The organism is Pullulanibacillus sp. KACC 23026 (genome assembly GCF_029094525.1).
Classification (GTDB): domain Bacteria; phylum Bacillota; class Bacilli; order Bacillales; family Sporolactobacillaceae; genus KACC-23026.
This window is the reverse complement of the sequence record NZ_CP119107.1, coordinates 2,684,691-2,697,015: the sequence shown is the minus strand read 5'-3', so window position 1 is coordinate 2,697,015 and position 12,325 is coordinate 2,684,691. Positions and strand designations below refer to the sequence as shown.

Sequence of the window (12,325 nt, the reverse complement as noted above, 5' to 3'; positions counted from 1 at the left end):
CTGCACTTCCTATTGGTTTCTGTCCTTATAAACATTTAGTGTTCGGAATTTAAGTCAGTTAGTTTCGTTTTGCCCCAGCCTCTTAATTGTCTTGTCTGGATACTAGCGGTTTGCTGAAGAGGAAACACGATTACTTTTAAAAAAAGTCGAGATAGAATTTAGGATTTTTGTCATAAGGAAGAAGGATAAGTTAGCGGCTTGTTCGTTGAATGTAACTGGTTGGAAAAAGTGGCAGGTTTAATAGTAAAGAACCGCGTTAGAGGATGGAATTTCCTCTTCAGCAAACCGTTTTTCCCCATCTATTTGGTCGTCGTGGGCACCTTATATTGATTTCAGTTGTATCATGGAAAATGTCAATTATTGGCTGCAATGGTTTGATCTGAGCCATCTGAATCAATCGTATTTGTTAGACTGAACCATTCATAATGAACCTGGAAATCTCCCGTTTCAAATGCTCCCGATCCCGAGATGGATTTGGACATTGCTTTAGGTGAAATATTCAAGACATCTCCAAAGTTAACTTGAGCGCCAGAGCCTATAGAGTCAATTTTGATTGGATTAAAATAAAACGAAGGCATCAGTTAAGCACCTACTTTAATTTGATAAAAAATATGAAACGAATACGGACTATTGTCGTTCTGCAGATTTAGCCTCTCTTCTATTGTACAAAAATTTTAGAAAAGTGTGCGAGAGGTTGAAGAATGAAGTACTTATATTTGGAAAAACAACCAAACAACTGTTCGTATAGTTGGTTTTAACGAAAAACAAAATATTGTCCTTAAAAGAGTCCAGAGAGCTTTTAGCTGAACCGTGTCAACGTGTTAAATCACGTTGATAGACTCCCCTAATCTCTTTTAAATAGGATGGAGTCTCTTTCAACTAACGACAAACTCTAATGCCTTTATACTGCGAGCGGTATCAGTCATAAACCACCATTCTAAGAAATATATATTAAAGTCATAGGGTGAAAGGGATCTGTATGTCTTCAATTGTCCTAAAAGATAAACGACTGGGTGTGGATGGATACGATGAGTTTATGGACATAAGGGCTGCACCTCACGTATTAGGCATCAAGGAGGATTTTATGTGATTCACATTGTCGTTTTAGGTGGGGGATATGGTGGACTGGAGGTAGTAAAGAGGCTCTTGACTAAGAAATCTAAAGCGCCTTTTTGTATGACGCTCATTGATCGACAGCCTTTTCATACGATTAAAACGGAAAATTATGCTCTGGCAGCAGGGACTCTTGCTGATTACCAGACCCGTGTCTCTTTCCCTAAACATCCACTATTAGATCTAATTTATGATGAGGTTAAACAAATCAACCTGAAACAACAATGGGTAGAAACCTCTAATCAACGCATTTCATTTGATTATTTAGTGATTGCATTGGGTTCTGAAGACCGCTTTGACCTAGTCAAAGGAGCCCGCGATTATGCAAGAAGTATCCAAACGATAGAGGAAACGAGAAGAACATCGGTTGCCTTATTGAATACAAAACCTTATGGGACTGTCAAAATTGTCGGAGGAGGATTGACCGGTGTCGAGCTTGCCAGTGAATTAAGAGAGTCCCGGGAGGATTTAAACATCCATATTTATGAGAAAGGGAATCAGGTGTTAAAGACACTTCCTAAGAAAATACAAAACTATGCTAGTGATTGGTTAAAGAGACACGATATTGAGGTCCTGACCCATTCTAATATTGAGTTTATTGGAAAGCACAACGTATATCGGAATGGGTTAAGAGAGGAAGCTGATTTGATTTTGTGGGCAGCAGGCATTCAATCTAATGCTGTGGTCAGAGGGTTGATGGAGGAGAAGGATCAAATGGGACGCCTCAAAATTGATTCATTAAACCGTGTCCAAAATTATCCCAACATCTTTGCGATTGGGGACTGTTCATCAACCCCCTTTCCCCCAAGTGCTCAAATCGCCCAGCAACAAGGTTCGCAAGTCGCGATCATTTTACATCATCTCATAAACCGAAAAAAGCCCATTCGTATTAAGCCAATCAAAAATAAAGGGGTATTAGGAACATTAGGCAAGAAGGATGGCTTTGGAATGGTTAGCGGCGTGGAGTTAACAGGAAAACTGCCTCGGATTTTAAAAAGAGGGGTCGAATGGCAGCACATTAATCGTTAAGAGGTAAAGCTTTTAAAAGGGATAGGAGCCTTTTCATAACTGAATAAGCCTAGTTAAATGACACGCTAACATGGCCGTGTCATTTTGCTTGTTGTGGAAATTCGCCAAAATAGGGTTGTGAGGCAGTTGAGAAGGGCGTTCATTGAGGGAATGAACGCCAAAAAGAGGGAGTGAGGCAGCCGGAATGGCGTTCATCAAGGGGATGAACGCCAAAAAGAGGGGGGGAGGCAGCCGGAATGGCGTTCATTGAGGGGATGAACGCCAAAATAGGGTTGAGAGCAGGCAAGAAGGGCGTTCATCGAGAGGATGAACGCCAAAATAGGGTTGAGAGTAGGCAAGAAGGGCGTTCATTGAGAGGATGAACGCCAAAATAGGGTTGAGAGCAGGCAAGAATGGCGTTCATCGAGAGGATGAACGCCAAAATAGGGTTGAGAGCAGGCAAGAATGGCGTTCATTGAGGGGATGAACGCCAAAATAGAGTTGAGAGCTGTTAAGAATGGCGTTCATCGGGGGGATGAACGCCAAAAAGAGGGAGTGAGGCAGCTGTAAGGGCGTTCATCGAGGGGATGAACGCCAAAAAGAGGGGGGGAGGCACCTGTAATGGCGTTCATTGAGGGGATGAACGCCAAAAAGAGGGAGTGAGGCAGCTGTAAGGGCGTTCATTGAGGGGATGAACGCCAAAAAGAGGGAGTGAGGCAGCTGTAAGGGCGTTCATCGACGGGATGAACGCCAAAAAGAGGGAGTGAGGCAGCTGTAAGGGCGTTCATTGAGGGGATGAACGCCAAAAAGAGGGAGTGAGGCAGCCGGAATGGCGTTCATCAAGGGGATGAACGCCAAAAGGAGGGAGTGAGGCAGCCGGAATGGCGTTCATTGAGGGGATGAACGCCAAAAAGAGGGAGTGAGGCAGCCGGAATGGCGTTCATCAAGGGGATGAACGCCAAAAAGAGGGAGTGAGGCAGCTGTAATGGCGTTCATTGAGGGGATGAACGCCAAAATAGGGTTGAGAGCAGGCAAGAATGGCGTTCATCGAGGGGATGAACGCCAAAAAGAGGGAGTGAGGCAGCCGGAATGGCGTTCATAGAGGGGATGAACGCCAAAATAGGGTTGAGAGCAGGCAAGAATGGCGTTCATTGAGGGGATGAACGCCAAAATAGGGTTGAGAGCAGGCAAGAAGGGCGTTCATCGAGGGGATGAACGCCAAAATAGGGTTGAGAGCAGGCAAGAAAGGCGTTCATTGAGGGAATGAACGCCAAAAAGAGGGAGTGAGGCAGCTGTAAGGGCGTTCATCAAAGGTATGAACGCCAAAATAAGTGGATGAGTCAGCCGGAAGGGCGTTCATCGAGGGAATGAACGCCAAAAAGAGGGAGTGAGGCAGCCGGAATGGCGTTCATCAAGGGGATGAACGCCAAAATCAATTAAAAAGTGCTAATGGGTTCTGATCCTTTCATAAATCGTTTAAAAATGGCTCATCTATTTATGCTATAATGATTATGGAAAAGTTAGGAAGCGCCTGAAGAAGAGGGGAAATAAGGATCATGGAAGAGAAAGTATCAAAAAAAAGAGAATTTTGGAGTTGGGTTAGAGCTCTCCTTATTGCCATTTTACTCGCTATTATTGTCAGGCATTTTTTCTTGACGAATTATGTGGTAGATGGCATTTCGATGATGCCTAATTTCCAAAATAATAATCGCTTAATTGTAAACAAAATGGTTTATGATTTTAGTTCACCTCATTATGGAGATGTGATTATTTTCCACGCCACGCCCACTGAGGATTATGTGAAGAGAGTGATTGGGTTACCTGGAGATACCATTGTATATAAAAATGATCAGCTATATAGAAATGGGAAAAAGATTTCAGAACCGTATTTAAATCAATATAAACAAAAATTCGAAGAGGAGAACCCAGGTAACTATTTCACCAATAATTTCTCTCTGCAAACAGAAAAAAGTACAAACTTTGTAATGAGGGTTCCAAAAGGCAAGCTATGGGTAATGGGGGATAACAGGAGCGTAAGTGAAGATAGCAGGATGATTGGTTTTGTAAGCATGAGTCAAGTCGTCGGCAAAGTAAGTTTAAGATATTATCCGTTTAATGAACTATCTCTCTATTAAGTCGCGGTCGTCTCATCCTTTTGTCTTGAACCATTGGAACATAACGATCTTAGATAAACGCCTTAACAAATAATCAAAAAAGGTTTTCAAGGCTACGGATGCTTTGAAAACCTTTTTTAGTCGAGAATCGCCATCGTTTAATTGGAGTGGCTTTCCTTTATTTTTTTCACAATTTCTTGCCACTCTTCAGGTTGTTGGATCGGTGTTTTATCATAGCCATACCTTCTTCCTAAATAGGTCCACGTGCCATTCACACGCTTCCAAATATCAATTCCCACATCTAATTCTCCATCATCATTTCGTCTGGACGAACAAATTCGCAATTCCTGTTCCAATTCATCCACTTTGTAAGATCGAATGTCAATTAATTTCATCGATAACACTCCCTTTCACTTCCAATTTTATTGACAGTTACATCAATTAGAACTGTTGCGGAAATTTCCCCTTTATATTTATTAAAATTCAACGATTGAGATAAATAACTATTTTTTAAGTTTAGTAGGTTAGTGTACAAGATAAAAAGAATCACGATGAATAGCTTATTTTTGTAAGACCAAATAAATTAAAAGGAGAGATTAACTTTGGGTAAACACTCTCATAAAGATCACCATCATCACCATCATCACGATCATAATTCAACAAATCTCTTTGGTTTGTTGCCAATCTTTAAAAGACTTAGCCCTGGTGTGACGATTCGTGTTGTAACGGACTCTGGCGATATCATTACAGGAACTTTTATTAGACTAGTTGGGGATCCATATATTGAAATTAGCGTGCCGGGAACTTTGTCGCCTTTTGTAGAAGGAGAAGTTGTTTTTGTTGATGTCACAAAAATTGAAAGCTTAAGTTTTGTATCCTAGTCGCTAGATACAAAGGGTCCCAAACAATTGGGGCCCTTTCAATTTTAGTGGTGATAGGAAAAGCTGGATATAAAACCAATTTTTAAAATACTAGGTTGGAGTACAAGAACTTAACTGTATATTGAATAATTTGGTAAAAACTATGCCATAAATCATAAAAAGGAGAGTTCATAATATGAATGAAAACACTCGGAACTTATTAATCTCTATTCTTGATGATGTCAAAAAATACTCTCTAAGCAAACGTTTTTATTTAAATGATGCGTGCTGCGTCCTCAATCAAAAAGACGACTGCGACGATCACAAAAAAGATTGCAAGAAAAAAGACGACTGCGACGATCACAAAAAAGATTGCAAGAAAAAAGACGACTGCGACGATCACAAAAAAGATTGCAAGAAAAAAGACGACTGTGATGATCACAAAAAAGACTGCAAGAAAAAAGACGACTGTGACGATCACAAAAAAGATTGCAAGAAAAAAGACGACTGCGATGATCACAAAAAAGATTGCAAGAAAAAAGACGACTGTGATGAAGAAGCCTTCGATGCCTCTTCTAGTCTAGTTTCTTTATTTGAAGAACTGAGCTTGGGTACTGAAATTCGTATCGTGACGGATTCTGGTGATGTTATTGAAGGAAGACTCATTGATTTTAATGAAAGGTATGCCTATGTCATTTTATTAGTCACAAACTCATCCCTTCCAACAGGTGAAGTCACTTATGTCGATGCACTAAAAGTTGAAAGTGTTGCGTTTGTCGGTTAACACTATCCAACGCTTAATCACTCGTCCTGTCACCACAAAAAAGAGAGAGGATCTCTTCTTGGGTTTCCCCTTTTAGAGGTTTTCTCGCTAACTGATTTAGAAATTATTGTTACTGAGGGGATAACTTGCTTGAAGGCTTCATGGCAGAGGCAGTGGATCATAGGAGGCTTTCAAATGGGTTAAGAGGGACGATCCCTTTTGTATGATCTTGAAAAGAAACCATGAGGAATGATTGATTTCTAGCTCTGTCTACAGAGGACTCTGCTTCATTTTTTCTTGCCTTTTTAATGACCCCTCTTCTATTAAACTAACACTAGAATGGAGGGATAACCTATGGAGAAGTCGAATCATCTCACTTGGCATAAGGGGCATATTACAAAAAAAGTCAGGCAACATCAAAAAGGACATAAGAGCTATGTGCTCTGGTTTACCGGATTATCTGGATCAGGGAAATCAACACTTTCAGTTGAAGTTGAAAAACAACTAGTGGATAGGGGGATCCATTGTTATCGTTTAGACGGGGATAATTGTCGTCATGGCCTTAATAAAAATTTAGGTTTTTCTCCTTCTGACCGTAAAGAGTCGATTCGTCGTATGGGTGAAGTTGCTAAATTATTTGTTGATGCGGGTCTTGTTGTGTTGGCGGCCTTTATTTCCCCGTATCAGTCTGATCGAAACGCTATAAGAGAGCTGCTTAATCCCGATGAATTTATCGAAATATACGTGAAATGTTCAGTGGACACATGTGAAAAACGAGATCCGAAAGGCCTCTATCAAAAGGCGCGTCAAGGTGAGATCAAGCAATTTACCGGAATTGATGCCCCTTATGAACCACCTGCAGCACCTGAGTTGGTTATAGATACGGAAGCCGATAGCCTTGAGGCATGCACCAATCAGATTCTGAACCTGCTTGAGGAGAAAAAACTATTGAAGGTGGAAAAGAATGAAGAAAAGATATAAGGGTGTAAGAACGAGCTTAACCCTTTATGTGATTGAAAGGAGGACGATCGATGATATCAGTTGTGGCATGCACGAAACGTCCGGCCTTTTTGAACAACATTCTTTTAAATTTTACAAGGCAGGAGCTAGAGGAAAAGGAACTCATTCTTATTCTAAACACGACACGGGTGGATCTAGAACAAGTTAAAGTCTTAGTAGATTCTTATGACATTCGCTATCAACTGTTTCAGTTCAAAGAGACAGTGAGTTTAGGAGAATGCTTAAATCATGGGATACAGGCAGCTGCTTACGAAACGGTATCCAAATTTGATGACGATGATTATTATGGGCCAACTTATTTAGTGGAAGCTTATCAAGCGATCACTAGCTTAAAAGCGGATCTTGTCGGTAAATGCAGTTTTTATATTTATTTCAAAGATGAGGATGAACTCTATTTATATAACCCTCATCAAGAGTTGGCATGGATTCCAGCGAATGATGCCGATTATCAGGCTCGTTATTTTATGAGCGGTGCAAGTCTTGTTTTTAAAAAAGCGATTCTTAAAAAAGTTCGGTTTCCTCATGTCAATGTAGGGGAGGATAGTCTCTTTCAGCAGGCTTGTTTTCAGCAAAACATGAAAATGTACTCCTTATCCAAATCTAACTATGTTTATATCCGTTATCAAGAAACGGGTCATCATACCTCAGACGCTAAGAAATTCCAAATTAAAAAAAGAAGTCAATGGATCAAAAATATAAAAGAAGCGGATCTCTACGAACTAATCGATCATTTCTGAATCTCTCCTATGCGATGAATAACTATTTTGTCTTTTACTAGGTTGAAATACAAGTCAGCTTGACTAGTCATGAATACGCTAAAGGTGAAGCTTGTCGTTTTTACAATGTTAAAACTTCTAATTGTTGATGGGGGATAAGAAATGAAAAAGAAGTGTATCGTTTATGGAAATTGTCAGATTGGTCCCATAAGACAATATTTGATGTCGTCAAAATCTTTTAGAAAGCTTTATAAGATGATCGAGGTCCCGCCCGTTCATCTTTGCGATCGTAAGACGGGGTTAACTGAGGCTCAATTAAATGAGCTGAACGATTGTGATCTGTTTATTTATCAAAAAGTGAGTGATACGTATGGACCTTATCTTGCAACAGATTACCTTTTGGAAAAATTACCTGATAAATGTCAAACCATGACGATCCCCGTGTCCTATTTTACAGGCTATCATCCTCAATTTGCCAAAGGGATTCAGCCCTATGCCGATAAAAATATCATTCATTTACTAAGACAAGGCAAGTGTGATGAAGACATTATTTCCATTGTATCCGATGAGAACTTTTATACATTTGAAGAACTTCAAAAAAATGTTCAATTGAGTTTGAATGAGCTTAAGAAGCGTTCAAATGATCTGGATGTGACTCTAGATGATTTTATCGAACGCTATTATAAAAACGTCCATTTATTTTTTACTGTGAACCACCCTAATTTCCCTATTATTCGTTATGTATCAAAGAAAATTCTTGCAAAATTAGGGCTGCCTGCTGATGAGTTAACCAATGTTGTTCATCATACAGATTTTAGGAGGTATATATTACCGATCTATCCAAGTGTCATGAAGCATCTGAATCTTACTTTTGCGAAACCTGAGGATAAATATTCGTCTTTACACAATATACCTTTGAATTTCCATGAACACATTGCTGAACATATTAAGTTTTTGAAAGAAAATAAACAGTTGTATGAGCACTTGTAGATAGAGAGAGTGGATGGATAGTTACCATGGTTTTGAAAAGGGAGGAGTTATATGAGGATTTTAATTGCACATCGAGGCAAATACCCTAATATCGGCGGGGTTGCTGCCTATATTACACAATTGAAACAAGGACTTGAAAGTAAAGGTCATCAAGTGGACCTTCTTGCAAGAACCGACTCTTTTTTTCGATTTTATTTAAATAATAGAAATCATGAGTTTGATATAACAAAATTATATCAAAATCTAAAACCAAATATCAAAAAAAGGATCGAAAACTTAGGGGAAATTGATGCTTACTTCAAACAGGCTGAAATTGACCGTTATATTTATGGAGAAGTGGCTTCCTATTTTGGATTAGAGAAGTATGATGTCATCCATGCACAGGACCTTCAATCCGCTTATGCGTTATCATTCATAAAACCTGAGAAAACACCTTTGATAGGGACGGTTCATGGAACTCCTATCTATAATAAATTACTGGATGAGGGGTTGTCTTATGAGTCTAAGTCATGGGAGTTTTCAAAAAGCTATGACAGAGAAGCTGCAAACTCAAGCGATCAATGGATTCTTCCATCGGAATGGATGAAACACTTCCTTATCAATTCGTATTCGGTACCTGAACAAAAGCTGTCGGTTGTCCATCATGGGATTGATTTAAATCTTTTTAATAAAAAGATGGAAGAACAGGTTACCCTACCTCCTTCGTCTAATAAAACCGTGATTGCCTGCCCGGCAAGACTAACTGAGGTTAAGGGCCATAAATACCTATTTGAGGCTTTGGCAAAGCTGAAGAAGGACAGGGAAGATTGGATTTGCTGGCTAATTGGTGATGGGAACTTAGAAAATGAGTTGAGAAAACAAGTCGCAGAGCTTAACTTAGATGAACATGTTGTCTTTCTTGGTTATCAGAGTAATGTCCCGGCCGTCTTGAAGAAATCTGATATTGTCGTGTTAGCTAGTTTACAGGAAAATCAACCGTATGCGGTTATGGAAGGTCAATTGGCCGGTAAACCCGTTGTCGCAACTAATGTGGGGGGGATTCCTGAAATGATTGCACACAACAAAACGGGACTATTGTCAAAGGGACAAAATAGTAATGGATTATATGTTAACTTAAAAAAGCTGTTGGACGATAAAGAATTAAGGGATACTTTAGGATCAAATGCACAAAAGTTTGCCATGAAAGCTTGGGATTTAGAACGAATGATTAATGATACGATTTCAGTTTATACCAAATCTTAGTGGAAATCCGATTCATTTTCGTTTGATCGACAATATTTTAACAATGAGGTGTTTAAGATTGGCTAAATATTTGTATGTTGTAGGGGGTCAGCAAAAAGGACGAATCCAAGAAGAGTGGAAACAGTATCAAAAAGGCGTGATTCTTAAGATCGATCTTGAGACACGCGAAATAAAACCCTGTTTAAATTATCAGTCACCTCCCGAAGTGACTCCTGATTCCGATTCCTCCATTTTATTTAAAGCAGGGACTCTGATTGATAACCAATTATATGTGTGTACTCAAACAGAGGTTTTGATTTATTCAGTACCTGATTTTAATCTCTTGCATTATGTTTCGTTACCTCTTTTCAATGATGTTCATCATGTTTGTCCGGCAAAAGACGGCTCTTTATTAGTGGTAAACACAGGATTAGATATGGTCCTCAATGTCGATTTGTCAGGAAAAATATTAGGTGTGTGGAATGTCTTACAAAAGAATCCTTGGGAGAGATTTTCAAAGTCAGTTGATTATCGTAAAGTATTGACAACGAAGCCCCATCAGTCCCACCCTAATTACGTGTTTCAAGTGGGGGATGATGTATGGGCGACTCGATGTCTCCAAAAGGATGCCATCTGTTTGACGAATCCCTCAAAACGAATTGAAATAGGGGAAAGGCTCATACACGATGGAATTGTGGTGGGTAATTCGATTTATTTTACTAGAGTAGATGGGACCGTGTTCATTGCCGATATTAAGAACCAAAAAATTAAAGCTCAATATGACCTCAAATCATTCTCTTTGACACCTAAATCAATTGGATGGTGCAGGGGAATTCTTGTGTTGAATGATCATACAATCATTGTCGGTTTCTCAAGACTTCGACCTACTCAATATGTAGACGAAAAGGGTAAGCAAGTGAGAAAAGGAGAATATGGGGCAATGCCGACACGACTCGCTTGTTATGATTTAAAAAATAAAAAAATGTTATGGCAGCTGCCCTTAGAAAGTCATGGCCTTAATAGTATTTTCTCGATTCATTTACATGAGGAGAATGAATGATTGAGATCCAAAGAGGGATACAGGATCCGATTAAACGGACTTTGACAAATAAAGCGGGGATATCTATTGAAAATATTAGTGGCTTTTCACTCTATACTTCCTCATATTGGCGGCGTTTCAACCTATGTTAATCAGCTCAGTAAGGGTCTAAGAGACAAGGGTCATACGGTTGAAATTATGGCCTTGCATCCTTCGCAACAAGGGTATTACATGATGAACACGGATCGTATCGTGGATCTATCAATGCTTAATAAATTTTCACATAAAATCCTAACCACCTACTACAAAAAACAGAATCATATGACCACACACTTTATCCGTAATATTGAAAAAATGAAATATAATATGGAGTTAGCAGCAGCCCTGTTTGATCTAAACCAATATGACGTTATCCACGCCCAATGTGCGATCTCTACGCTTGCTTTATCGCGTATAAAAAATCCGAATACCCCCTTAATTTCAACTCTGCATTCCACTTTTAAAAATGACTTTACAATAAGCCGAAATCCTAGAGATAAACAGTATTTTGAATTCCTGGAGCAACGAAGCATGGAGGTCAGTGATCTCACATTAGCCCCTTCAGAAGCGCTGCGACAAGAATTGATTAAAAATAGAAAGGATTTAGCTGAAAAAGTAGTGACCCTCCACAGCGGGATCGACATTACTAACTTGAGGAACAGGGCTAAACGGCAACAGAACCCATTCAAAAAAGAGGGGAAACAGCAACTCATCTACCCAGCACGCCTTGTTCAAGAAAAAGGGCATTTTATTCTCATTGAAGCATTAGCCATGCTTAAGAAAGTGAGACAGGATTGGCTTTGCCTGTTAGCCGGCAATGGCCCTGAAAAAGCTTCTATTGAACAGGCTATAAAAAAACAGAATTTAGAAGACCATGTCCAAATTCTAGATAATGAGAAGGATATTGCTTATTTATTAGCGGAATCGGATCTATGTGTTTTCCCAAGTTTAACCGAAAATCTCCCTTATGGAATTATGGAAGCACAATCAATGGGGCTTCCCGTTATTGCAACGAAGGTTGGAGGCATTCCAGAAATGATTAAACACGGGGAAACAGGTCTGTTAATTTCACCTTCAGACAGTCAGGCGCTGTTCAAATCGTTGGAGCAGCTCATGAAAGATGAGAAACGAAAGCAGGCCCTATCTGAAATGAGCAAACAATGGGCTGAAAACCATTGGTCTATTAATAGAATGACGGATTCTATCATGACGATCTATAGTGATGAACTCAGGGAAAGTAAGTTAACAGAACGCGTAGAGGATAAGCAAAAGAGAAGCCGAACACCGAATCGATTCTTTAAATACCTTAACACGTTCTGCCTGCCTGACCATTATAAACTTCCAGATCCAAATACCATCCATTTTTTCGAAAAGTAAATTTGCCTATCGGGGGGGACAGAACACTGCTAAAGTGACTAACCGCTCTAGGAGGTCTGTCCTCC

General features: G+C 39.6%; 14 protein-coding genes. 12 read left to right on the top strand and 2 right to left on the bottom strand.

Annotation, left to right across the window (positions count from 1 at the left end; all coding sequences use genetic code 11):
- Positions 1–353 precede the first annotated feature (353 nt).
- A complete protein-coding gene (locus PU629_RS12555) occupies positions 354–578 on the bottom strand; it encodes a spore germination protein (RefSeq protein ID WP_275280414.1) in 225 nt (74 codons plus the stop codon).
- A gap of 508 nt (positions 579–1,086) precedes the next feature.
- Between PU629_RS12555 and PU629_RS12550 the strand changes: the two genes are divergently transcribed.
- The 4 genes from PU629_RS12550 to lepB all read left to right on the top strand — a co-directional run bounded on the left by PU629_RS12550 (position 1,087) and on the right by lepB (position 4,256).
- Positions 1,087–2,142 (top strand): NAD(P)/FAD-dependent oxidoreductase, encoded by a 1,056-nt coding sequence (locus PU629_RS12550; protein WP_275280413.1) that lies wholly within the window; start codon positions 1,087–1,089, stop codon positions 2,140–2,142.
- Positions 2,143–2,378: 236 nt separating this feature from the next.
- On the top strand, positions 2,379–2,504 hold the full coding sequence (locus PU629_RS12545; protein WP_275280412.1) for a hypothetical protein: 126 nt from the start codon (positions 2,379–2,381) through the stop codon (positions 2,502–2,504).
- 758 nt (positions 2,505–3,262) lie between these two features.
- The gene (locus PU629_RS12540; RefSeq protein ID WP_275280411.1) at positions 3,263–3,388 is read left to right on the top strand and encodes a hypothetical protein; all 126 of its coding nucleotides are present in this window, start codon (positions 3,263–3,265) and stop codon (positions 3,386–3,388) included.
- 289 nt (positions 3,389–3,677) lie between these two features.
- Complete coding sequence (gene lepB, locus PU629_RS12535) at positions 3,678–4,256, top strand: signal peptidase I (protein WP_275280410.1); 579 nt, start codon at positions 3,678–3,680, stop codon at positions 4,254–4,256.
- Between the two features lie 137 nt (positions 4,257–4,393).
- Here the strand turns inward: lepB and PU629_RS12530 are convergent, their stop codons facing one another.
- Positions 4,394–4,630, bottom strand: coding sequence for a hypothetical protein (locus PU629_RS12530; protein ID WP_275280409.1), 237 nt, complete (start codon positions 4,628–4,630; stop codon positions 4,394–4,396).
- Between the two features lie 207 nt (positions 4,631–4,837).
- On the opposite strand from PU629_RS12530, the gene PU629_RS12525 reads away from it, so the two are divergent.
- The 8 genes from PU629_RS12525 to PU629_RS12490 all read left to right on the top strand — a co-directional run bounded on the left by PU629_RS12525 (position 4,838) and on the right by PU629_RS12490 (position 12,260).
- Positions 4,838–5,116, top strand: a complete 279-nt coding sequence (locus PU629_RS12525; RefSeq protein ID WP_275280408.1) for a hypothetical protein — start codon at positions 4,838–4,840, stop codon at positions 5,114–5,116.
- 175 nt (positions 5,117–5,291) lie between these two features.
- Positions 5,292–5,879 (top strand): hypothetical protein, encoded by a 588-nt coding sequence (locus tag PU629_RS12520; protein WP_275280407.1) that lies wholly within the window; start codon positions 5,292–5,294, stop codon positions 5,877–5,879.
- Between the two features lie 333 nt (positions 5,880–6,212).
- On the top strand, positions 6,213–6,839 hold the full coding sequence (cysC, locus tag PU629_RS12515; protein WP_275280406.1) for an adenylyl-sulfate kinase: 627 nt from the start codon (positions 6,213–6,215) through the stop codon (positions 6,837–6,839).
- A 50-nt stretch (positions 6,840–6,889) separates the two neighbouring features.
- Positions 6,890–7,615, top strand: coding sequence for a glycosyltransferase (locus PU629_RS12510; protein WP_275280405.1), 726 nt, complete (start codon positions 6,890–6,892; stop codon positions 7,613–7,615).
- Positions 7,616–7,756: 141 nt separating this feature from the next.
- Positions 7,757–8,584, top strand: a complete 828-nt coding sequence (locus tag PU629_RS12505; RefSeq protein WP_275280404.1) for a WcbI family polysaccharide biosynthesis putative acetyltransferase — start codon at positions 7,757–7,759, stop codon at positions 8,582–8,584.
- Positions 8,585–8,635: 51 nt separating this feature from the next.
- Entirely contained in the window at positions 8,636–9,826 is a 1,191-nt protein-coding gene (locus tag PU629_RS12500; protein ID WP_275280403.1) for a glycosyltransferase family 4 protein, read from the top strand.
- Between the two features lie 58 nt (positions 9,827–9,884).
- Positions 9,885–10,865, top strand: coding sequence for a hypothetical protein (locus PU629_RS12495; protein WP_275280402.1), 981 nt, complete (start codon positions 9,885–9,887; stop codon positions 10,863–10,865).
- A 66-nt stretch (positions 10,866–10,931) separates the two neighbouring features.
- Positions 10,932–12,260 (top strand): glycosyltransferase family 4 protein, encoded by a 1,329-nt coding sequence (locus tag PU629_RS12490; RefSeq protein WP_275280401.1) that lies wholly within the window; start codon positions 10,932–10,934, stop codon positions 12,258–12,260.
- Positions 12,261–12,325: the final 65 nt, after the last annotated feature.

What these genes read in the sequence shown, in the direction of transcription:
- PU629_RS12555 (WP_275280414.1), bottom strand. Translation starts at nt 578, where the DNA reads ATGCCTTCGTTTTATTTTAATCCAATCAAAATTGACTCTATAGGCTCT.
- PU629_RS12545 (WP_275280412.1), top strand. Translation starts at nt 2,379, where the DNA reads ATGGCGTTCATTGAGGGGATGAACGCCAAAATAGGGTTGAGAGCAGGC.
- lepB (WP_275280410.1), top strand. Translation starts at nt 3,678, where the DNA reads ATGGAAGAGAAAGTATCAAAAAAAAGAGAATTTTGGAGTTGGGTTAGA.
- PU629_RS12510 (WP_275280405.1), top strand. Translation starts at nt 6,890, where the DNA reads ATGATATCAGTTGTGGCATGCACGAAACGTCCGGCCTTTTTGAACAAC.
- PU629_RS12520 (WP_275280407.1), top strand. Translation starts at nt 5,292, where the DNA reads ATGAATGAAAACACTCGGAACTTATTAATCTCTATTCTTGATGATGTC.
- cysC (WP_275280406.1), top strand. Translation starts at nt 6,213, where the DNA reads ATGGAGAAGTCGAATCATCTCACTTGGCATAAGGGGCATATTACAAAA.
- PU629_RS12500 (WP_275280403.1), top strand. Translation starts at nt 8,636, where the DNA reads ATGAGGATTTTAATTGCACATCGAGGCAAATACCCTAATATCGGCGGG.
- PU629_RS12540 (WP_275280411.1), top strand. Translation starts at nt 3,263, where the DNA reads ATGGCGTTCATTGAGGGGATGAACGCCAAAATAGGGTTGAGAGCAGGC.
- PU629_RS12505 (WP_275280404.1), top strand. Translation starts at nt 7,757, where the DNA reads ATGAAAAAGAAGTGTATCGTTTATGGAAATTGTCAGATTGGTCCCATA.
- PU629_RS12530 (WP_275280409.1), bottom strand. Translation starts at nt 4,630, where the DNA reads ATGAAATTAATTGACATTCGATCTTACAAAGTGGATGAATTGGAACAG.